At 69.2% G+C, this 20,541-nt stretch carries 18 protein-coding genes; 9 read left to right on the top strand and 9 right to left on the bottom strand.

From position 1 onward, the window contains the following. Nucleotides 1-238 precede the first annotated feature (238 nt). Both soxR and ACFPJ1_RS36315 read left to right on the top strand, forming a co-directional pair. Nucleotides 239-754, top strand: coding sequence for a redox-sensitive transcriptional activator SoxR (soxR, locus tag ACFPJ1_RS36320; RefSeq protein ID WP_380110837.1), 516 nt, complete (start codon nt 239-241; stop codon nt 752-754). Nucleotides 755-789: 35 nt separating this feature from the next. Continuing rightward, nucleotides 790-2,907 carry a RecQ family ATP-dependent DNA helicase gene (locus tag ACFPJ1_RS36315; RefSeq protein WP_380110836.1) on the top strand — a complete coding sequence of 706 codons (2,118 nt, stop codon included), beginning with the start codon at nt 790-792 and terminating at the stop codon, nt 2,905-2,907. Between the two features lie 24 nt (nt 2,908-2,931). Here the strand turns inward: ACFPJ1_RS36315 and ACFPJ1_RS36310 are convergent, their stop codons facing one another. After that, entirely contained in the window at nt 2,932-3,768 is an 837-nt protein-coding gene (locus ACFPJ1_RS36310) for a helix-turn-helix transcriptional regulator (protein ID WP_380110835.1), read from the bottom strand. Nucleotides 3,769-3,795: 27 nt separating this feature from the next. Then, a complete protein-coding gene (locus tag ACFPJ1_RS36305) occupies nt 3,796-4,620 on the bottom strand; it encodes an ArsR/SmtB family transcription factor (protein ID WP_380110834.1) in 825 nt (274 codons plus the stop codon). Nucleotides 4,621-4,857: 237 nt separating this feature from the next. Here ACFPJ1_RS36305 and ACFPJ1_RS36300 point away from each other — a divergent pair, with 237 nt between their 5' ends. The 5 genes from ACFPJ1_RS36300 (at nt 4,858) to ACFPJ1_RS36280 (ending at nt 10,228) form a co-directional block, all read left to right on the top strand. Next, entirely contained in the window at nt 4,858-6,360 is a 1,503-nt protein-coding gene (locus tag ACFPJ1_RS36300; RefSeq protein ID WP_380110833.1) for an SDR family oxidoreductase, read from the top strand. 21 nt (nt 6,361-6,381) lie between these two features. Beyond that, nucleotides 6,382-7,170 carry a GNAT family N-acetyltransferase gene (locus ACFPJ1_RS36295; protein ID WP_380110832.1) on the top strand — a complete coding sequence of 263 codons (789 nt, stop codon included), beginning with the start codon at nt 6,382-6,384 and terminating at the stop codon, nt 7,168-7,170. 64 nt (nt 7,171-7,234) lie between these two features. Then, a complete protein-coding gene (locus ACFPJ1_RS36290; RefSeq protein WP_380110831.1) occupies nt 7,235-7,987 on the top strand; it encodes an SDR family oxidoreductase in 753 nt (250 codons plus the stop codon). 62 nt (nt 7,988-8,049) lie between these two features. Further along, nucleotides 8,050-8,754, top strand: coding sequence for a MerR family transcriptional regulator (locus tag ACFPJ1_RS36285; RefSeq protein WP_380110830.1), 705 nt, complete (start codon nt 8,050-8,052; stop codon nt 8,752-8,754). Nucleotides 8,755-9,049: 295 nt separating this feature from the next. Beyond that, nucleotides 9,050-10,228, top strand: a complete 1,179-nt coding sequence (locus tag ACFPJ1_RS36280; RefSeq protein ID WP_380110829.1) for a CapA family protein — start codon at nt 9,050-9,052, stop codon at nt 10,226-10,228. Between the two features lie 13 nt (nt 10,229-10,241). Here ACFPJ1_RS36280 and ACFPJ1_RS36275 read toward each other — a convergent pair whose 3' ends face one another. Next, a complete protein-coding gene (locus ACFPJ1_RS36275) occupies nt 10,242-11,213 on the bottom strand; it encodes a M28 family metallopeptidase (protein WP_380110828.1) in 972 nt (323 codons plus the stop codon). A 131-nt stretch (nt 11,214-11,344) separates the two neighbouring features. Between ACFPJ1_RS36275 and ACFPJ1_RS36270 the strand changes: the two genes are divergently transcribed. After that, nucleotides 11,345-13,117, top strand: a complete 1,773-nt coding sequence (locus ACFPJ1_RS36270) for a M1 family metallopeptidase (protein WP_380110827.1) — start codon at nt 11,345-11,347, stop codon at nt 13,115-13,117. Between the two features lie 5 nt (nt 13,118-13,122). Here the strand turns inward: ACFPJ1_RS36270 and ACFPJ1_RS36265 are convergent, their stop codons facing one another. Continuing rightward, nucleotides 13,123-14,010 carry a GNAT family N-acetyltransferase gene (locus tag ACFPJ1_RS36265; RefSeq protein ID WP_380110826.1) on the bottom strand — a complete coding sequence of 296 codons (888 nt, stop codon included), beginning with the start codon at nt 14,008-14,010 and terminating at the stop codon, nt 13,123-13,125. A 145-nt stretch (nt 14,011-14,155) separates the two neighbouring features. On the opposite strand from ACFPJ1_RS36265, the gene ACFPJ1_RS36260 reads away from it, so the two are divergent. After that, nucleotides 14,156-14,827 (top strand): GntR family transcriptional regulator, encoded by a 672-nt coding sequence (locus ACFPJ1_RS36260; protein WP_380110825.1) that lies wholly within the window; start codon nt 14,156-14,158, stop codon nt 14,825-14,827. Between the two features lie 17 nt (nt 14,828-14,844). Here the strand turns inward: ACFPJ1_RS36260 and ACFPJ1_RS36255 are convergent, their stop codons facing one another. Genes ACFPJ1_RS36255 through ACFPJ1_RS36235 form a run of 5 tightly spaced genes read right to left on the bottom strand, consistent with a single transcriptional unit; the run spans nt 14,845 to nt 20,516 of the window. Beyond that, nucleotides 14,845-16,617: a gamma-glutamyltransferase family protein gene (locus tag ACFPJ1_RS36255; RefSeq protein WP_380110824.1), complete on the bottom strand. Its 1,773-nt coding sequence runs from the start codon at nt 16,615-16,617 to the stop codon at nt 14,845-14,847. Then, nucleotides 16,614-17,699, bottom strand: a complete 1,086-nt coding sequence (locus ACFPJ1_RS36250; protein ID WP_380110823.1) for an ABC transporter ATP-binding protein — start codon at nt 17,697-17,699, stop codon at nt 16,614-16,616. Before ACFPJ1_RS36250 ends, ACFPJ1_RS36255 begins: the two co-directional genes overlap by 4 nt. Beyond that, on the bottom strand, nt 17,699-18,682 hold the full coding sequence (locus ACFPJ1_RS36245) for an ABC transporter ATP-binding protein (RefSeq protein ID WP_380110822.1): 984 nt from the start codon (nt 18,680-18,682) through the stop codon (nt 17,699-17,701). Before ACFPJ1_RS36245 ends, ACFPJ1_RS36250 begins: the two co-directional genes overlap by 1 nt. Then, on the bottom strand, nt 18,679-19,563 hold the full coding sequence (locus ACFPJ1_RS36240; protein ID WP_380110821.1) for an ABC transporter permease: 885 nt from the start codon (nt 19,561-19,563) through the stop codon (nt 18,679-18,681). The genes ACFPJ1_RS36245 and ACFPJ1_RS36240 overlap by 4 nt, the downstream gene beginning before the upstream one ends. Beyond that, complete coding sequence (locus tag ACFPJ1_RS36235) at nt 19,563-20,516, bottom strand: ABC transporter permease (RefSeq protein WP_380110820.1); 954 nt, start codon at nt 20,514-20,516, stop codon at nt 19,563-19,565. Before ACFPJ1_RS36235 ends, ACFPJ1_RS36240 begins: the two co-directional genes overlap by 1 nt. Nucleotides 20,517-20,541 lie beyond the last annotated feature (25 nt).

Genomic DNA, 20,541 nt, shown 5'->3' with positions numbered 1-20,541 from the left:
CCCCCCAACACCTGAACCTCGAGCTGACCGCATCCCACGCCAGCCAACCAAAGAGCAACAGGCTCTCGAACAAGACATGACGTGTCCGAGGTCGTCGATCTGGTGTCCCAACCCCCGACAACTACCGCCGCCACTCGGTCGGGAGCGGCTCTTGGCGCGGCTTGTACGGCGATCGGGGCGGGTGGGGGACCTTCGGCTAGCCTCGACATTAGTTGAGGTTTCAGCGGAGGGATGACGAGTGGACATCGAGCCAGGTGAACTGACGGTCGGGCAGCTCGCGGACCGCAGCGGGGTGGCGATCTCCGCGCTGCACTTCTATGAGCGGCAGAACCTGATCATCAGCCGCCGTACGTCGGGCAACCAGCGCCGGTACAAGCGCGACACGCTCCGCCGGGTCGCCCTCATCCGGATCGCGCAGCGGGTCGGCATCCCGCTCGCCGAAGTGGCCGGGATCCTCGCGCTGCTGCCGGGGAACCGGACGCCGACGCGGCAGGACTGGGAGCACATCTCGGAGCGCTGGCAGGCCGAGCTCGATCGGCGGATCGTCCAGCTGGAACAACTCCGCGACGACTTCAAGGACTGCGTCGGCTGCGGCTGTCTCTCCCTCGATCGTTGCGGCCTGGCCAACCCCTACGACGTCCTGGCCAGGAAGGGCTCTGGCCCGCAACGCCTGATGGACGACTCAGGCAACCCGTGCCACCCGAGCGCCTGTGCCAGTTCGGCTGAGTTGTCCACAGGTGTCGAGTGCGGTTGAGCGGAGTGGGGGTACGGGCGTCTAGGGTCGTCGGCATGGGTGACATCAAGCTCTCGGAGGACCGGGCGACGACCGCGGCCGGAGTGATTCGCGCGATCGCCGGCGACGGCGCGCGTCTTCGCGACGACCAGGAGACCGCGGTAGCGGCGCTGTGCGAGCCGAACGCGAGAGTACTGGTGGTCCAGGCGACCGGCTGGGGCAAGTCGGCGGTCTACTGGGCGGCGACCGCGATCCGCCGGTCCGAGGGTGCGGGGCCGACCCTCGTGGTGTCACCGCTGCTCTCGCTGATGCGCGACCAGGTGGCCGCCGCCGCTCGCGCGGGCCTGCGCGCCGCGACGCTGAACTCGTCCAACGTCGACGAGTGGTCGAGCATCGAGAGCGACCTCCGCTCAGGCGCCATCGACGTCCTGCTCGTCTCGCCTGAGCGCCTGGCCAATCCCGGCTTCGGCCGTCGCGTGCTGGACGGGCTCGCCGGGCAGATCGGCCTGCTCGTGATCGACGAGGCCCACGCCGTGTCGGACTGGGGTCACGACTTCCGGCCCGACTACCGCCGCGTGTCCGACGTACTGCAGAAGCTCAATCCGCAGACCCCGGTGCTCGCGACGACGGCGACTGCCAACGCGCGAGTAACCGAGGACGTCGCGCGACAGCTGGGGGAGTCGACCCTGGTTCTGCGCGGACCACTTGCCCGGTCGAGTCTGCAGCTCGCTGTGGTGGACGCGCTCTCGCCGCTGGACCGCTTCGCCTGGGTGGTCGACCATCTGCCGAAGATGCCGGGCTCGGGCATCGTCTACACCCTGACGGTCTCAGACGCACAGCGACTGGCCGCCGCCATCCAGGAGGTGCACGGCCCAGCAGTACCCGTTGCGGCGTACACGGGTGGTCTCGAAGCGGGTGAACGCGAGCGGCTCGAGGATGCGTTGCGCAACAACGAGTTGAAGGCGTTGGTCGCGACCTCGGCGCTGGGGATGGGCTACGACAAGCCTGACCTCGGCTTCGTCGTACACGTCGGTTCGCCGCCTTCGCCGGTCTCGTACTACCAGCAGGTCGGGCGTGCCGGGCGTGGTATCGACCATGCGGTGGTGGCGTTGCTGCCGTCGGATGCAGACGCGGGAGTGTGGGACTACTTCGCGACCGCGACGATCCCGGTGCCTGAGCAGGTGAACCGGTTGCTCCAGGGCTTGGAGGCGTACGGGCCGGATCAACCCGCGACGGTGCCGTCGCTCGAAGCCGAGACCGGTCTGCGCCGAGGCCGGGTCGAGCTGATGCTGAAGCAGCTGGCGGTGGACGGTGCGGTCGAGCGGGTGGAACGCGGCTGGGTGCGCACGCCGGTCGAGTGGAGCTTCGACGCCGAGCACTACGACGGCATCGTGTCGGTACGGCGTCGCGAGGCCGACATCATGCGCGCCTACACCCGCGGCGAACGTTGCCTCATGCAACTTCTCCAGGAGTCGCTGGACGATCCCTCGGCCGAGCCGTGCGGACGCTGCTCGGTCTGCCTCGGGCTGCTGCCCGACCCGCTCAGCGCGAAGCCGGACCCAGAGACCGTGCAGGCGATCATCCGGTTGCTGCGCGGCGAGACCCACATCCTGGAGCCGCGCAAGATGTGGCCAGGCGGTGCTTTTGGCGCAAAGGGCAAGATCCCGCCCGGCCTGATGGCCGAGCCCGGCCGCACGATCGTGTACGCCGATGCGCCCGAGTGGCGCGAGGTGATTCGGTCGACGTTCAGCGCGGATCTCGAGGACCAGGCTGGTCTGGACGCGTTGAAGGCGGGCTGTGTGGCCGCCTTGTCGCGTTGGCGTGACGCGTGGTCCCGGCGTCCGGAGGTAGTGGTGACGCTGCCCGCGGCCGGCTACCGACGCTTGACCACCGAGATCGCCGACCACCTCGCCGAGATCGGTCGTCTGGAGCGGGCCGAGCTGACGGTCGACCCGAGCGCCTTCACCACCGACCTCTCCTCAGCCGAGGAAGCAAAAGTCTGGCGCGAAGGCATCACCATCGACGACCTGACTGCCCAGGCGATCACCGGGCGCTCGGTCCTGCTCATCGTCGACGCGTCCTCATCCCAATGGCCGATCACCGTAGCCGCCGCCAAACTCCGAGAAGCCGGCGCCGCCGCAGTCCTCCCCCTCCTACTCCACCGCCGCCCCTAGCCCGGACGCCACGGCTGCAGGTGCTTACTCGACCGGTGTGGCCAGTGGGCTTATGCGGGTGGCCAGGGCTGCGAGGGCTTGGGCGGTGGGGGTGTTGGGGGTGGCGTGGAAGATGACGAGGGTCAGGCCTTCGGTGCCGGCGATGTCCAGCTTTTCGCTGTTGAGGTCGAGCGGCCCTACGTCGGGGTGGTTCAGAAGGTTGATGCCGCCTTGTCGGGTGAGGATGTCGTGGCGGTTCCAGAGTTCGCGGAAGCGCTCGCTGCCGGCGGAGAGTTCGTCGACGAGTTCCAGCAGGTCGGGATCGTCGACGTTCGGGCCGGCCAGGGATCGGAGGCCGGCCACCCCGTCGGCGGTCAGTTGCTCCCACTCGCGTCGGAACTCCCGCTGCTCCGGGTCCAGAAAGACCGCCCGCAAGGGATTGCTGCCCGCTGCATATACCGGCGACAAGGCGGCCGCCAGTGCGTTCGAGGCGAGGATGTTCCACAAGCGGTCCTGCACATAGGCGGCTTCAGTCGTCCAACTGTTCATCAGTCGCAGCAAGCTGGCGGATATCTCGTCGGCTTTCCTCGCCATTCCCTGACCCTTGGCAGGCTGTGCCAACTGATGAAGATGCTCCGTGGCGTCTGCAGTCAGACCAAGCACCCGGGCCAGGGAATCGAGCACCTGCGCGGACGGATGCTGGTCACGCCCCTGCTCGAGGCGCATGTAGTAGTCGCTGCTGATGCCGGCCAGCAAGGCGAGTTCCTCCCGCCGCAACCCATGCACCCGCCGCCGCCCACCCGACGGCAACCCGACATCCTCCGGCCGAACGAGCTCCCGCCGAGCCCGCAAGTACTCGCCCAGCCGATTCCCACTAGCCACCCGCTCAACCTAACCGACCACCCCGGGCTAGGGGGTGGTTGCGGGAGTGGGGTTCAGGGCGGGGGAGGTTTCGGTGAACGACTTGAGGTCGGAGAGGAGGCGGGTCCAGCCGTCGCTGATCATTGCGCGGATCTCGCTGCCCGGTTCGAAGCCGGTGTGGATGACGGTGAGGCGGACCTGGTCGCCGTCCGGTTCGAGGTCGAAGCTGACCCGGGAGAGCGGTTCGCTGCTCGTCTTGGCCAGGAGTTCGTCACTCATCTCGACGGCTGCGGCGAACTCCGGGGTGATGGTGTGCCAGGTGAAGGCGAGCCGGCGGTACGGGTCGTGCTCGAGGACCTTCTGGCCCGGGCCGGCCATCGTGACGTCGCCCAGCTTCCATGCCATCGGGGAGCCGACCTTCCAGTCGGTCTCGTGCTGGACACCCCAGTACTGCTGGGTGAACTCGGGGTCGGTGAGGGCCTTCCACAGGCGCTCCGGGGTCGTCTTGATGTAGGTCGTGTAGACGAAGTCGTTGTCGCTCACGGTTTCCTGCTCCAATGCTGTCTTCAGGTCGGCGAACAGATACGCGCGCCGGCGGTCGTACTGGTTGATCCAGCGGTCGGCGATGGCGTTGATCGGCTCGGCGTTCAGGTAGTGCAACTTCTCCCGGCCCCGCCAGACGACGGTCACCAGGTTGGCGCCTTCGAGGACGGCCAGGTGCTTGCTGACCGACTGCCGGGTGATGTCCAGGTCGGCGCAGAGCTCCGTCAGCGTCTGCCCGTTCCGCTGGTTCAACCGGTCCAGAAGGAGCCGCCGACTGGGATCACCCAGCGCCCGGAACACCTCGTCATCCATCGCACTCCACTCATTCATGCAACCCATTGGCTGCATGAACACCATAGGCAGCCGTGCGGTTGCATGTCAACGGCGGGCCGCGAGACGTGTGGGGAAATGAGGCGGGCAGGGGAAGGACGGGCGGGAGGGGAAGGACGGGCGGGAGGGGAAGGACGGGGGCGTGCAGGGGAAGGACGGGCGGGCAGGGACGGGGGCATGCATAGGTTCGGCGTGTTCCGCGTTGGTTTCGCGGGTGTGGGGCACTGGAGCGGGTCTATGGACAACAAGTTGGTTCTAGTCACGGGTGTTACCGGGTACATCGGTGGGCGGCTGGTGCCTGAGCTCTTGAAGGCCGGCTACCGCGTGCGGGCGATGGCGAGGAATCCGCGGCGGCTACAGGACCGCGACTGGTACGACGACGTCGAGGTGGTCGAGGCCGACGCGGGGGACCGGCATCAACTGAACGAGGCGCTCGAAGGCGTGGACGTCGCCTACTACCTGATCCACGCCCTCGGTACCGGCAAGCGGTTCGAGTCGCGGGACCGGCACACCGCACTGACGTTCAGCGCGGCCGCGCGAGATGCCGGCGTCGGCCGGATCGTCTACCTCGGCGGGCTCTACCCCGCGGACGAGGAGTTGTCGCCGCACCTGGACTCCCGCCGCGAGGTCGGCGAGATCCTGCTCGCCTCCGGAGTGCCGACGACCGTACTGCGTGCGGCGGTGATCCTGGGCTCGGGATCGGCGTCGTTCGAGATGCTCCGCTACCTCACCGATCGCCTCCCGGTGATGGTGACTCCGCGCTGGCTCGACACCCGCATCCAGCCGATCGCCGTACGGGACGTCCTGCATTACCTGGTGGGCAGCGCCTCGATGCCACCCGAGGTCAGCCGAGGCTTCGACATCGGCGGGCCGGACGTGCTGACGTATCGCGACATGATGCAGCGGTACGCCGCGGCCGCGAACCTCAAGCCCCGCCGGATCGTCACGCTGCCGCTGCTGACCCCGTCGCTGTCGAGTCACTGGGTCGGTCTGGTGACGCCGGTACCGAGCAGCATCGCCCGGCCGCTGGTGGACAGCCTGATCCACGAGGTGGTCTGCAAGGAACACGACATCGCCCAGTACGTCGCTGATCCCCAGCCCGGGTTGATCGGCTTCGATCGTGCCGTCGAGCTGGCCCTCAAGCGAGTGCAGGACCTCGACGTCACCACGAGCTGGGCCTCGGCAGCAACACCGGGAGCACCAAGCGACCCGTTCCCGAGCGACCCCGACTGGTCCGGCGGCTCGCTCTACGTCGACGAACGGGAGAGCGCTGTCTCCACGACTCCCGAGCGACTCTGGTCGGTGATCGAGGGGATCGGCGGCGGCAATGGCTGGTACTCGTGGCGGCTGGGCTGGTGGGCCAGGGGAGTGCTCGACCGGGTCTTCGGCGGACCCGGACTGCGGCGCGGCCGGAGGAATCCGAACGACCTGTCGGTCGGTGATCCGCTGGACTGGTGGCGGGTCGAGGAGATCGAGGATCTCAAGCTGCTCCGCCTCCGCGCCGAGATGCGGCTGCCAGGCCTGGCGTGGCTGGAGCTCATCGTCGACCAGGACGACGAGATGCGCACGATCTTCCGGCAGAGAGCGCTCTTCCATCCGCACGGCCTGCCCGGGCAGCTGTACTGGTGGGCGATCAAGCCTTTCCACGGCGTGGTCTTCGGCGGCATGCAGCAGAACATCGCCGCGGCTGCCCAGCGTGACGACCCGTCGCGGTGGAAGCCGTCGCGCAAATCGCCTTGACGAACGCCTGACGATGGATGCGTGAACATCACCAGCCTCGGCTACCGGACCGACCTGATGCTCCTGCAGCTGAGCGGCAGCGAACTGACCGACAAGGGCGAGTACGTCGTCATCCGCACGCCGGCGAATCCGACCTTCTGGTGGGGCAACTACCTGCTGTACCGGACGCCGTTCGCGCCGGGTGCCCTGGTCGGTCGGCTGGAGGCCTTCCGGCAGGAGTTCCCGGAGGCGAAACATGGTGCCTTCGGCATCGACACCACCGATGGGGTGGTCGGCGCCGAGGAGGAGCTCACGGGCGCGGGGTTCGAGGCGGACCGGAGCACGGTGATGACGGCGAAGCAGGTCATGGAACCAGCTCGCCCCAACGTCGATTCGCAGTACCGGTTCTTGAGTGGTGACGACGACTGGGAGCAGCTCGTCGGGCTGAGCCTGGCCGTGAACTCGATGGACCTCGAGGGATATGAGGAGTTCAACCGGCGCAGGACCGAGGCGGAACGCAGTCTCGTCGAGGCCGGGCATGCACAGTGGTTCGGGGCCTTCGACGGGGAGCGGCTGCAGGCGTCGCTCGGCCTCGTCTCCGACGGCTCGGGGGTTGCCCGTTTCCAGAACGTGCAGACCCATGAGGACTACCGCGGGCGCGGGATCGCCGGCACGCTGGTCCACCAGGCGTCGCGGTACGGGCTGGACGAGATGGGGGCGCACACCTTGGTGATGGTGGCGGATCCGGAGTATCTCGCGATCCGCCTGTACCGCGCGCTCGGCTTCAGCGACGGCGAAGTCCAGGTCGGCCTGGGCAAGCGGCCGAGCTGACCAGTCGAGCCCATGGCAGGCTGAGCGCATGACTGAGGCTAGGACTGACCGCGTGACTGCGGGCGTGACTGGGACGGCAGCCAGGCGGGGGACCGCCTTGATCACTGGCGGGAGCCGGGGGATCGGCGCAGCGGCGGCGATCGCGCTGGCCGAGGACGGCTGGGACGTCGGGGTGAGCTACCGGACGCGCTCCGACGAGGCTGACCAGGTGGTCGCGGCTTGCGAGAAGCTCGGGCGGCGGGCGGTCGCAGTACAGGCCGATGTGGCAGAGGCGGACGACATCGAGCGGCTCTTCGACGCGGTGAGTGCGGAGCTCGGGCAGCTCGGTGCCGTGATCAACAATGCCGGCGTGGTGTCGCCGTCCGGCCGGGTCGCCGACTACGACGTCGCGCGGTTGGCGCAGGTGTTCCGGATCAACACGATCGGCGCGTTCCTGGTCGCGGGCGCCGCTGTACGGCGGATGTCGACCGAGCGCGGTGGGCACGGTGGGGTGATCGTCAACGTGTCGTCTCGCGGGGCGGTGCTCGGGTCTGCCGGCGAGTACGTCGACTACGCGAGCAGCAAGGCCGCGGTGGACACGTTGACCGTCGGTCTGGCGAACGAGGTCGCGAAGGAAGGCATCCGGGTGCTCGGGATCAGGCCCGGGCTGATCGAGACGGACATCCACGAGGAAGGCCGGCTGGACCGGATCGGCACCACCCCGCCGCTCGGACGGCCGGGCAAGGTCGAGGAGGTCGCGGCGCTGATCGTGTTCCTCGTCTCCGATCGCGCGTCCTATATGACGGGATCGATGGTCGACGTCGCGGGCGGCCGCTAGCACGATCGGTAGGGTCTCAACCGGTTGGTCAAAGTGCGACGAACCGGGAAGGGAGCTTCGTGGTGAGTCTGCGCCCGGTGGACCTGGCGAGGAAGGCGGGGGTGTCGACCCAGGCGGTCCGGAACTACGAGGCGGCGGGGATCCTGCCGGCCGCGCCGCGGACGGAGTCGGGGTACCGGCAGTATGACCGCGAGCATCTGCAGGCGCTGCTGACGTATCGCGCGTTGGCGCCAGGGTTCGGGGGTGAGGTTTCGACCGCGATCATGCGGGCCGCTCACGACGGGGACGAGGCGACGGCGCTTCGACTCATCGATGCGAGCCACGCAGGGTTGCACGAGCAGAGGCTTGCCACGGATGCGGCGAGTGAGGCGCTGGGAGCGGCTGCGGAGGAGTTCTTGGACGAGCCGCGGGCGGTGCCTGGGCCGGCGTTGCTCGTCGGTGAACTCGCTGCGCAGCTTGGGGTGAAGACGTCGACGCTGCGCGTGTGGGAGGCGGCTGAGTTGTTGTCGCCGGAGCGGGAGCCCGGGACGAAGTACAGGCGGTACGGTCCGTTACAGGTGCGGGACGCGCGGATCATCAACATGCTGCGGCAGGGGCGGTACGGCTTCGAGCAGATCCGTCCGGTGCTGGAAGGTTTGCGCCGGACCGGGAGCACCGAGGCGTTGCGGGCCGCAGTGGCTGAGCGTCGCGCCGCCCATGACCGCCGCGGCCGCGCGATGCTGCACGGAGCGGCATTGCTGGACGACTTCCTAGCCAGGCACGCCTAGCTGGACGGGGCCCCTCCTGGTGCCGACCGGATTTCCAAGTGGCGAGATGGGGCTTGGTGGGGCGATTACCTTGGTTGGGGTGGTGGGTCGGAGTCGATTGAGCGTGGTGGCTGTCCCGATGCTGGTCGCAGCCTGCCCCTCGATGCTCGCCGCCTGCTCGACCTCAGGCACGAGCACTGCGCCGTCCACCGAGCCACCAGCCTCGGGGCCGCCTTCCGCAGCCTCGCCGTCGTCGTCGGCGCCGAGTCCTGGACGGCCGACGACAGCCGCTCAGACCGAGCCTCTCGTCCTGGCGGTGAATGCGACGCGGGCGGCTCAGGACGTGGATCTGGCCGCTGCCCGCGCGCTCGCCTCAGGTGCCAAGTCGTGGCGAGGCTTCCAGGTGGTCGGTTCGCTGCGCCTGGTGGAGCGCAATCCCAACGCGCTCGCACTGGCTCCGGCATCGAAGGTCGGGCCAAGCGTCCGAGCCCTGACGGTGGCCGGAGTCGATCCCTTCAGCGCCCCGGACCGCTATGCACTCCGTACTGCGGGCCCGACTCCCGCCGCTCAGGTCATCGATCTGACTGTGGGTGGTGACGTCATGCTGGGCCGACGGGTGGCGACCGCAGCCGCGCGTACCGGCGACGTCTCCAGGCCGCTTCGCGCGATCGGCTCTCGCCTGGCCGCGGCGGACCTCACCGTGGTGAACCTCGAGAGCACGCTCTCCCGAGCAGGCACACCGCAACAGGGTGGCGATTCCTTCGCCGCTCCGCCCGGCGTGACCGCCGGGCTGCGCGCAGTCGGCGTCGACGTGCTGTCGCTGGCGAACAACCACACGGGCGACTTCGAGAACCAGGCTCTGCTCGACACGGTCCAGCGAGTTCGGGCGAGTGGCATCCAGCCGGTAGGTGCCGGACGCAACCTTTCCGAGGCGAGCCGCCCGGTCGTCGTGACTCGTGGTGGCGTGCGGTTCGGCTTCCTGGCCTTCAATGCCATCGGCGAGACCCCGCGCGCGACGGCGACGACACCGGGCGCGTTCTCGGTGCGGATGCCCCCGCGGACAGGACCGCTCAACCAGGCGGATCTGGGCGTTCTCACTCGCCAGATCAAGGCGCTACGAGCCTCGGCCGACGTCGTCGTCGTACTGCCGCACTGGGGCCAGCAGTACACACACAAGCCCGTCCCAGCCCAGCGCACTGTCGCCACAGCTCTCACCCAGGCCGGTGCCGACCTGGTGATCGGCGGCCACCCGCATTGGGTGCAAGCCGTCGAATACCCGCCGAACAAGCTGATCGCGCATTCGCTGGGCAACCTGGTCTTCGACATGGACTTCTCCCAGCAGACCCAGGAAGGCGTACTGCTCGAGCTCACCTACTGGGGCAAGACCCTCAAGGCCGCCCGCCTCACGCCGTACGTGATCGGTGCCGACTTCAGCCCGCGCATCGTCAGCGGGACCCGCGCTGAGCAGATCCTGGCCGACATCCGCAACGCCTAGCCCCGACCCCTGCCTAGCTCTGTAGCCAGCCGGCGAGCACCCGACCCATCCGGCCGAGCTGTGCAGCCTGTACTACGGGCGGCAGGTCCCGCGCGCTGTGGTACTCCGCGTACGGGGTGCTGCCCATCCTCACTCCGGGCATTCCCGAGCGGACGAACGACCAGTGATCACTGGACCTGTTGACGCAGGAGCGGGTCGGCACCCGGGCTCGGGCGGCCGCTGCACGCACCTCCCGCTGCAGAGTCACCTGCCCCGCTGTCGCCGTACAGACCGGCACTACCGAGCCCACGCCTACTCGATCGAGCGAGACCATGCCGCGCAGTGCCCTCCGTTGGGCGGCGGGCAGGGATGCCACATAGGCGCGTGAGCCGTAGTGGTGCCGGCTGTCGCCGTCGCCGCGTGGCTCCTCGGCTCCGAACGCGATGAACACCGTAGGCAGTCGGGGGGCGGGCATGCTTTCCGCAGTACCGAGGAGAACCGCGATGCCGGAGGCGTTGTCTTCGGCGCCCGGCGCCTGGGGCACGGTGTCCAGGTGAGCCCCGACGATCCGGTGCGGCGCGGTCGGGTCGAAGCCGGGCTTGGTGGCGATCAGGTTCCAGGTGGTGCCGGCTCGGACGGGAACGCCCCAGGAGATACCTGCAGGAACCTGCAATGCCTGCCGCTCGACCTGGTATCCGGCGGCCTCGAACCTGGTCTCCAACCACGCGAGGGCCCGGCGGTACGCAGTACTGGTGGCTTCGCGCGGGCCCAGTTCGCCGGCGAGGTAGCGGACGGTTGCTGTGGCGGCAGCGGCGTTGAAGGCTCGTGGAGGTGTAGGTGGGCGAGCCGTCGTCGGTGAAAGCGCAGTAGGCGTTGCACTGGAAGCGGAGGGCGTAGCGGCCGGGCTCGAAGTGGTCGGGCTGGGGGCAGGAGTGGAGGTGCTGCTGTCACAAGAGGCGGTTGCCAGCGCCAGCAGCACGGCCAGCGACAGTCCGGCGGCCCGCATGGCTCCATAGTGCCGGGCGAGCCAAAGGGTGAACCGGTTTGGCACGGTGCTGCCCGTGGCCCTAATCGGCCGCGTCATCGGCCGATTCGGTGGGTACTGTCCTCCGAACGACCTCATCCTCGGGAGCTTCTGTGACGCACGACCGCCACTCCTACGCCGAACCGGCGCTGGTCCGCACCACCCACCTCGAGCTCGAGCTCGACCTGGACTTCTCCGCCAAGGTGCTGGCGGGAACGGCCATCCATACGCTCGCCTGGAGTGGCCCGGGCGACCGCCTCGTGCTGGACACCCGGGACCTCACCGTCCTGGCCGTGGAGGGTGCTGCGGACGGCGACTGGGAGCCGTTGGAGTACAGCCTGTCCGTGCCGGACGACGAGCTCGGCTCGGCGCTGACCATCCGCACCCAGCAGCACGAGCGGGTGCGGGTCAGCTACCGGACCGCTCCGACCGCGACCGGCTTGCAGTGGCTGGAGCCGTCCATGACCGCCGGGGGCGTGCTGCCGTTCATGTTCAGCCAGTCCCAGGCGATCCACGCGCGGAGCTGGGTGCCGGTGCAGGACACCCCGAGCGTGCGGTTCAGCTACGCCGCGCACGTGACGGCTCCGCCCGAGCTGATGGTGCTGATGAGTGCCGACAACGGCACCACCTCGAGGCGCAGCGGCTCGTACGACGTCGTGATGCCCGAGCCGATCCCGTCGTACCTGCTGGCCATCGCGGCCGGTGATCTCGTCTTCGAGCGGATCGGCGACCGGTCGGGCGTCTGGGCCGAGCCGGAGATGGCCAAGCGGGCGGCTGCCGAGTTCGCCGACACCGAGCAGATGATGCGGGTCACCGAGGCGCTGTTCGGCCCGTACCGCTGGGGTCGCTACGACATCCTGGTGCTGCCGCCGTCCTTCCCGTACGGCGGGATGGAGAACCCGCGGATGACGTTCGCCACGCCGACCGTGGTGATCGGCGACAAGTCGCTGGTCAACGTGGTCGCGCACGAGCTGGCGCACAGCTGGTCGGGCAACCTGGTCACGCAGGACAGCTGGGACGACATCTGGCTGAACGAGGGTTTCACCTCCTACGTGGAGAACCGGATCGTGGAGGCGGTCTACGGCACCGAGCTGGCGGTGATGGAGACCGCGATCAAGCAGCACTCGACCGTGACCAAGTTGGACCCGCTCTCCCTGGCGGAGCAGGCGGTGGAGCTGCCTGGCCTCAACCACGGCACGGAGTACCGCGGGACCAGCGGGCTCGGTCCGCTCAAGGGCGCGTGGTTCCTGTCCTGGCTGGAGGAGCGCTTCACCCGCGAGGTGTTCGACCCGTTCCTGCGCGGGTACTTCGACCGGTTCGCGTTCCGGAGCATCAACTCGGAGGACTTCGCCGGACATCTGCAGGAGCAGCTGCTCGACCGCCATCCCGGGGTGGTGACGGCTGAGGAGATCGCTGCCTGGCTGGACCGGCCGGGGATCCCGCAGTTCGCGGAGCGGGCCGACTCGCTCCGCTTCCAGCTGGTCGACGAGCTCCGCCGGCGCTGGCTGACCACTGGTGAGCTGCCGGCCGGGGCCAAGCAGTGGACCACGCAGGAGTGGCTGCGCTTCCTGGACGCGGCGCCGGACGTGCTGACGGCCGAGCAACTGCAGCAGCTCGACCGCGAGTACGGACTCACCGGTACTGCGAACGGCGAGATCGCCCGCCGCTGGTACTCGATAGTTGCCGCCAGTTCCTACACCCCGGCGTACGAGGAGCTCGCGAGCTTCCTGACCCGAGTAGGCCGCATGAAGCTCGTACTACCCGTGTACCGCGCCCTGGCAGACACCCCCGCCGGCAAGGACTTCGCCCTCCAGGTCTTCACCTCAGCCCGCCCGGGCTACCACCCCATCACCACCGCCGCAGTACAGAAGATCCTCGGCACCTGAGGAGCTCAAACTGTGAGGTCGAGGTGGTAGCGGTGGACTTGGTGGGTCGGGCGGTAGCCGAGGGTGTTGTTGAGGTGGAGCATGGCTGTGTTTGTGTCGGCCATGTCGGTTAGTAGGCCGGCTAGGTCGGGGTAGTGGTCGCGCGCCTGGCGGATCGACTCGGACTTGATCCAGCGAGCCAGGCCGTGTCCGCGGTGCTCGGGCAGTACTGCGGTGCCGTAGTGCTGCGCGTCGCCTTTGCCGGTGCCTGGCACGACCAGCTCGGTGAAGCCCACCATCCGGCCGGTCGCCTCCTCGATGGCGGCCACCGTCCACAGGTGGTCGCCGCGCTCCTCGACGACCCGTGCGACGTACCGGGTCCGCTCGACGTCCCAGGTCTCGGCGCCGTAGTCGATGTCCCCGACGGGCGCGTCGTCCATCGCCGACCGCGCCTGCGCGAAGGTCTCCGCAAGCCGGTTAGGGACCACGCCGCGCCAGGACTCGAGCCTGTACCCCGGATGCTCCGCCTCGAGCGCGGACGCCAGTACTCCGTCGTCGATCTCGGCGACGGGCAACCTCGCGAAGTACAGGGTGAGTCCGACGGTGAAGCCGTGGCTCGCCAGGAAGTGGTCACCCGGAGTACCGGCGGTGGCGTCCGCGAGGACGGTGCGGGCGTCGTTGTCCCGGGCTGCCTCCGTCGCGGCATCGAGGAGCACGGAGCCGACGCCCTTGCGGCGCTCGGCCGGATGGACCGAAAGTTCGAGCTCGGTCAGGTGCTCCTGGGTCGCCTTGCTGATCAGCCGGAGGTACGCCGAACCGACCGGGTTGCCGTCGGCGTCCGAGGCGAGCCAGGCGACCCGTCGGCTGAACGGCCGATAGTCGGGATCGGTCAGCGGCGTGAGGTGGATGGACAAGCCCGCAACGTAGCCAACCCGGTCCGATCCGGGCAACCGGGTTTCCATCGATCGCGCCTCCGCGGCCGGGTAGTGTGCTGCGGAGCCGAGCGGTCCAGCGGTACCGGCGCGGTGCGGGGGCAGGTCAGTGAGAGGGGAGCTCGGGGTGGATCAGCAGTACGGGGGCGACCAGGCGCGGACGATCGGTGGTGATCACCTGGCGCTGCGAGATCAGGTCCTCAGTGAGCTGCGGCGACGCATCGTCGACGGGGACTACGCGCAGGGTGAGCGGCTGACGGAGAACAGGCTGGCCGAGGACTTCGGTGTGTCCCGCAACCCGGTGCGCGAGGCGCTGCGGGTGGTGGAGACCGAGGGGTTCGTGCAGATCCTGCCGCGCCGGGGTGCGGTGGTCGCGACGCTGGACGAGACGGCGATCCGGGACCTGTTCGCTGTGCGCCAGCAGTTGGAGACACTGGCGGCCGGGTTGGCTGCAGAGCGGGCAACGGAGCAGGACGTCGCGCGCTTGCGCCGGCTGCTCGAAGAGGCCAGCGCGGCGACGGCGGCACAGGACTTCGACCAGGTGGCCGAGTTGAACAGCGCACTCCACCTGGCCGTGATCGAGATCAGCGGCAACCGCTGGCTCGCGTCGCTGTCCGCCGCGATGTACCACCACGTGCACTGGGTGTTCCGGCTCGGTGCGGCCCAGCGGGCGCCGCACTCCTGGGAGGAGCACATCCGTGTCGTCGACGCGATCGCCGCCGGCGACAGGGAAGCCGCGGCCGAGGCGGCCCGCCTCCACGTAGAGGCAGCCGCCACGGCCGCGCTGCACTCGGACTGACCGCCAGCAGGCGGCCGCTAGCGGCCGGTCGCGTAGCCCTGCATGCCTCGAGGGTTCGCGCCGGCGGCCAGTACGCCGTCCGCCTCGCGGCTGACCGCGCAGAGCCGCCCGAGGCTCCAGGGATCCGCTTCGGTCACCACATGCCCACGCCGTACCAGGTCGTCCCGTACTGCAGTCCCCAGGCGGCTCTCCATCACGAGGCTGCCGGGCTCGACCGCGCGCGGGTAGAAGGACGACGGGAAGCCCGTGGTGTGCCAGGCGGGTGCGTCGATCGCTTCCTGCAGGTCCTGCCCGCCGACGAGGTTCCGCAGCAGGAAGAGCAGCTGCCACTGGTCCTGCTGGTCACCACCTGGCGAACCACACGCGAGTACGGGTGCTCCGTCGCGCAGTACCAACGTCGGCGTCAGCGTGGTCCGCGGCCGCCGCCCCGGCGCCAGCGAAGACGCGAGACCTTCCTCCAGCCAGAACATCTGCAACCGGCTGCCGAGGCAGAAGCCGAGCTCCGGGATCGTCGGGGACGACTGCAGCCAGCCACCGCTCGGGGTCGCTGAGATCACGTTGCCCCACTGATCCATGACGTCGACGTGACAAGTGTCGCCGCGGGTCACGCCGTCGGACGACACTGTCGGCTCACCGGTCGTCGCGTCACCCTGGTTGTTGCCAGAGGCAATGGATGGCAGGTGCGGCTGCCGCCCGTCCGGGCTGCCGGGACGCAGCTCGAAGGTGGCATCCGGACCGATCAGGCGAGCCCGCTGCCCGGCGTACGCCGGGGAGAGCAGGGTCTTCAGCGGCACGTCCGCGCCGTCGCCGTACCAGGCCTCGCGGTCGGCATACGAGAGCTTCGTGACCTCCGTGGTCGTGTGGACCGCCTCAGCGCTGGTGAGGTCCAGCGACGCCGGATCACCGAGCTCGGCCAGCACGGCCAGCGACTGGAGCAGCGCCGGGCCCTGGCCCCACGGTCCGGTCTTGGCGACGGTGTGCCCCTGCCAGTCGAGGGTCGCGGGCTCTTCCCAGCTCGCCTGGAACGACGCCATGTCGTCTCCGGTGATCAGGCCGGCGTGGTCCTCGCCACTGGAGTCCCGATGCGGCAGCCGCGCGAACTTGTCGACCGCCTCGGCGACGAAGCCTTCCCGCCAGGTGGTGCGAGCCCGCTCGACCTGCGCGACGCGATCCGGCCCGGCTCCTTCGGCCGTGGTCAGCAGCCGCTCGAGGGTCTCGGCGTACGCCGGGTTGCGGAACAGCTTGTTGGCATTCGGCGGCGTGCCTCCCTGCAACCACAGCTCGGCAGAGGTCTGCCAGTGATCGGTGAACAGGTCCTTGACGGTCCTGACCGTGTCCCCGACCCGTGCGACCAGCGGATGACCGTTGCGCGCGTAGCCGATGGCAGGCTCCAGCACAGTCCGCAGCGGCAGACTGCCGTGGTCACGCAGCAGCAACAACCACGCATCCACAGCCCCCGGTACAGCGGCCGCGAGCGGCCCGGAGCCCGGGATGAGCTCCAGTCCAAGGGAGCGGAAGTGCTCGATGGTGGCGCCGGCGGGAGCGACTCCCTGACCGCACAGCACGCGCGGCGTCGGGTCGGCCGCTGTCGCGATGATTGCCGGGACCTCGCCGCCAGGGCCGTTCAGGTGCGGCTCGACCACGTGCAGCACGAACCCCGCGGTCGCCGCGGCGTCGAAGGCGTTACCCCCGAGCTCGAGGATCCGCATCGCCGACTGGGACGCGAGCCAGTGCGTGGACGACACCATCCCGAACGTGCCGCGCAGGGTAGGCCGGGTCGTGAAGGTCATTGAACAGCTCCTCTTGCCGTGGTCACTTCAGTGGCTCCATCGGACTTCGGTTCTGGTGTTGCCGTATCGGTCGGAGAGGCAGTGGCAGTGGGTAGGTCACGGACGTCCGGGCCGGTGCCGTCGTCGTTCACCAGGTGACAGGCGACCCGGTGTCCGCCCTCGCCGATCACCCGGGACTCCGGCACCTCGGTCTTGCAGCGGTCCACGGCCACCGGGCAGCGGGTGTGAAACCGGCAGCCCGACGGCGGGTCGATGGCCGACGGCAGGTCGTCACCGAGCAGCACAGGTCGCCTGGAGCGCTGCGTCGACGGATCCGGTACCGGAGCGGCCGACAGCAACGCCTGCGTGTAGGGATGAGCCGGTACTCCGAAGATCCGCTCGCGCGGGCCTTGCTCGACCAGCTGGCCCAGGTACATCACCGCGACCTCGTCGGCCAGGTACTCGACGGCCGACAGGTCATGGGTGATGAACAGGCAGGCGAATCCGAGGTCCCGCTGCAGATCGGCCAGCAGGTTGAGCACGGACGCCTGCACGGACACGTCGAGCGCACTGGTCGGCTCGTCCGCGACCAGGAGTCGTGGGGACGAGATCAGCGCCCGAGCGATGCTGACTCGTTGCCGTTGACCACCGGACAGCTCGTGCGGTGACCGCTGGGCCACTTCCGGGCGCAGCCCCACCCGGCGGAGCGACTCGGCCACTGCCGACGGGATGTCCCGCTGCTCGGCGGGAAGGTCGCCGCGACGGCGCATCAGCCGCAGTGGTTCGCCGACGATGTCGCCCACGGTGAGGCGCGGGTCCAGCGAGCCGGCCGGGTCCTGGAAGACGATGGACACGTCCCGGCGGTGTGGGCGCAGCCTGCGGCGGTTGAGGTGGGTGATGTCGGCATCCGCGAGGCGGACCGTGCCCTCGGTCGGTTCCAGCAGTCGCACGATGCAGCGGCCGACAGTGGACTTGCCTGAGCCACTCTCGCCGACCAGGGCGACCACTGAGCCCTTGGGGATCTGCAGCGAGACGCCGTCGACGGCACGGACCGCGCCGAAGTGCATGACGAGGTTCTCGAGCTCGAGCGCGTACTCGGTCATCAGACCTCCACCGGTTCTCGCACGGGATTCCAGCAGGCCACTCGGTGACTTCCCGGCTCCAGAGCGGGTTGCTTTGCAGTACAGGTGTCCAGGGCTTGGGGGCAGCGGTCGGCGAACGTGCAGGCGTCGGGTTGTGAGGCCAGCACAGGGACCAAGCCAGGGATCTCGTTGAGCCGGTGGGTGCCCGCATGCCTGCCTGCTGACGGCGAAGCGGCCAGCAACCCGGACGTGTAGGGATGCTGGGGCCGGGCGAACAACTCGTGGACGTCGGCCGTCTCCACCACGCGACCGGCGTACATCACCGCCACCCTGTCGGCCAGGTCGGCGACCACGCCGAGGTCGTGGGTGATCAGTACGACGCTGGTGCCGAGCCGCTCGCGCAGCGCCCGCAGTACGTCGAGGATGCCGGCCTGGATCGTCACGTCGAGCGCGGTGGTCGGCTCGTCGGCGATGAGCACCTTCGGGTCGCAGGCGACGGCCATGGCGATCATGACCCGCTGCCGCATGCCACCGGAGAGCTGGTGTGGGTAGTCGTCGACCCGCCGCTCGGCCGACGGGATGCCGACCAGCTTGAGGAGTTCGACGGCCCGCCTGCGCGCTGCCTGCCGGGACAGGCCGATGTGGACCTGCAGTACTTCGCCGATCTGGCGGCCGACGGTGAAGACGGGGTTCAGCGACGTCATCGGCTCCTGGAAGATGTACGCCACCTCGCGGCCGCGGATCGACCGCAGGGTGCGTTTGTCCGCGCCGATGAGCTCGACTCCGTCCAACTGGACAGAGCCCTCGACAGTGGCCGACCGGGGGAGGAGGCCGGCCAGGCTCATCGCGGTGACGCTCTTGCCGCAGCCGGACTCGCCGACCACCGCGAGCACCTCGCCGTCGCCTACCTCCAGGCTCACCCGGTCCACCGCTGACAGGGGGCCGTCCTCGGTCCGGAACGTGACCGAGAGGTCGGTGACCTTCAGTACCGGTCCGCTGGTCATCGGCGGCTCGCTTTCGGGTCGAGGGCGTCGCGCAGGCTGTCGCCGACGATGTTGAAGGCCAGGGTGAGGAGCATGATCGCCAGACCCGGCATGACCGCTGCCCACGGTGCGCGAGCGGCGAACTGCTGCGCGTCGGACAGCATCGTGCCGAGACTGGGCGCGGGCGGCTGGATGCCGAGGCCGAGGAACGACAACACGGCCTCACCCAGGATCGCCGCCGGGATGGCGACGGTCGCCTGCACGATGATGACCGAGGCCGCGTTCGGCAGGATGTGCCGGCCGAGCACCCAGGGATCACCGGCGCCCTCGACGATCGCGGCCGAGACGAAGTCGAGCGACTTCAGCCGCAACGTCTCCGAGCGGACGATCCGGATCACGCCGGGGATCTGCGCGATGCCGATCGCGATCGCCGCGTTGCCGAGGCTCGCGCCGCGGATCGCGGCCAGCCCGACCGCGAGGATCAGGAACGGGAACGCCAGCACGAGGTCGGTGAACCGCGAGATCAGTGAGTCGATCGCGCGGAAGTACCCGGCCATCAGCCCGAGCGGTATGCCGACCACCAGCGAGGTGGCCACCGCGAGCAACCCGACGTGCAGGGATGCCCTGAGGCCGAACATGATCCGCGACAAGACATCGCGGCCCAGGTCGTCGGTGCCGAGCAGATGCCCCGGAGTACCGGGCGGCGCGAAGGCCAGGTCCAGGTGGGTCTCGGTTGGCTCGTGCGGCGCGATCCAGGGGGCGAACACCGCCAGCACAACCGCTATCCCGAGGACGACGAGCCCGGTGATCGCCAGCGGGTTCCGCAACATCCGGCGGAGCACCTTGCGCCGGCGTGAGGCCAGCGGCATACCGGTGGTGACAGTGACGTCTGCGATGGCCATCAGGCCTCACCTCGCACGCGGATCCGCGGATCGATCACCGAGTAGAGCAGGTCCACCAGCAGGTTGATCACGATGTACGCCGTGGCGGTGACCAGGACGACCGCCTGGATCACCGGGTAGTCCCGCTGAAACACCGCGTCGACGGTGAGCTTGCCGAAGCCCGGCAGCGCGAAGATCCGCTCGGTCACGACGGCCCCGGAGATCAGGGCACCGAGCTGCAGACCGACGATCGTGATCACCACGATCAGGCTGTTCCGCAACGCGTGCCGGCCGATCACCGCGCCCGTCGGCAGTCCCTTGGCCTCGGCGGTCCGGATGTAGTCCGCGGAGAGCGCGTCCAGCATCGACGACCGGGTCTGGCGCATGATCACCGCTGCGAGACCCGTGCCGAGGATCAGCGCCGGGAGGACCAGGTGGTGCAGGTTGTCGATCGGGTCGGTGAAGAACGGCACGAAGCCCGAGGCCGGGAACAGGCCCAGCGCCACCGACAGGTAGAGGATCGCCATCAGACCGAGCCAGAAGTTCGGTACCGACAGCCCGAGCAACGCCAGGGCGTTGGCGGCCCACTCGGCCGGGCGGCCGCGGCGTACGGCTGCCACCACGCCCGCGCCGACCCCGAGCACGCTGGCGACCAGGATCGCCAGCGCGGACAACTCCATCGTCACCGGGAGCGCGCTCTTGAGCATCGAGACAACGCTCTCGCCGGTTCTGATCGACACCCCGAGATCACCCCGGAGGGCGTGGCTGACGAACTGCCAGAACTGCACGATCAGCGAGTCGTCCAGCCCGTACTGCTCGCGGATCGCCCGCAGCGACTCCGGATCGCGGTCCTCCCCGGCCAGCGCGAGCGCTGGGTCGCCGGGCAGCGCCCGGACCCCGAGGAAGACCACGATCGTTGCCAGCAGCAACGTGACGAGCGACTGCCAGAGCCGGCTGAGCAGGTAACGATTCATGGCGCTGGCTGCCGGCGGTCAGCCG

The sequence above is a fragment of the Kribbella qitaiheensis genome, from assembly GCF_042657745.1.
In the GTDB taxonomy this organism is placed as follows: Bacteria; Actinomycetota; Actinomycetes; order Propionibacteriales; family Kribbellaceae; genus Kribbella; species Kribbella qitaiheensis.
This window is presented reverse-complemented; position numbering and strand designations above follow the sequence as displayed.

Bases quoted from the DNA above. Each gene is read 5' to 3' on its own strand.
- ACFPJ1_RS36315 (WP_380110836.1), top strand. From the start codon at position 790: ATGGGTGACATCAAGCTCTCGGAGGACCGGGCGACGACCGCGGCCGGA.
- ACFPJ1_RS36305 (WP_380110834.1), bottom strand. From the start codon at position 4,620: ATGAATGAGTGGAGTGCGATGGATGACGAGGTGTTCCGGGCGCTGGGT.
- ACFPJ1_RS36300 (WP_380110833.1), top strand. From the start codon at position 4,858: ATGGACAACAAGTTGGTTCTAGTCACGGGTGTTACCGGGTACATCGGT.
- ACFPJ1_RS36275 (WP_380110828.1), bottom strand. From the start codon at position 11,213: ATGCGGGCCGCCGGACTGTCGCTGGCCGTGCTGCTGGCGCTGGCAACC.
- ACFPJ1_RS36255 (WP_380110824.1), bottom strand. From the start codon at position 16,617: ATGACCTTCACGACCCGGCCTACCCTGCGCGGCACGTTCGGGATGGTG.
- ACFPJ1_RS36250 (WP_380110823.1), bottom strand. From the start codon at position 17,699: ATGACCGAGTACGCGCTCGAGCTCGAGAACCTCGTCATGCACTTCGGC.
- ACFPJ1_RS36245 (WP_380110822.1), bottom strand. From the start codon at position 18,682: ATGACCAGCGGACCGGTACTGAAGGTCACCGACCTCTCGGTCACGTTC.
- ACFPJ1_RS36240 (WP_380110821.1), bottom strand. From the start codon at position 19,563: ATGGCCATCGCAGACGTCACTGTCACCACCGGTATGCCGCTGGCCTCA.
- ACFPJ1_RS36235 (WP_380110820.1), bottom strand. From the start codon at position 20,516: ATGAATCGTTACCTGCTCAGCCGGCTCTGGCAGTCGCTCGTCACGTTG.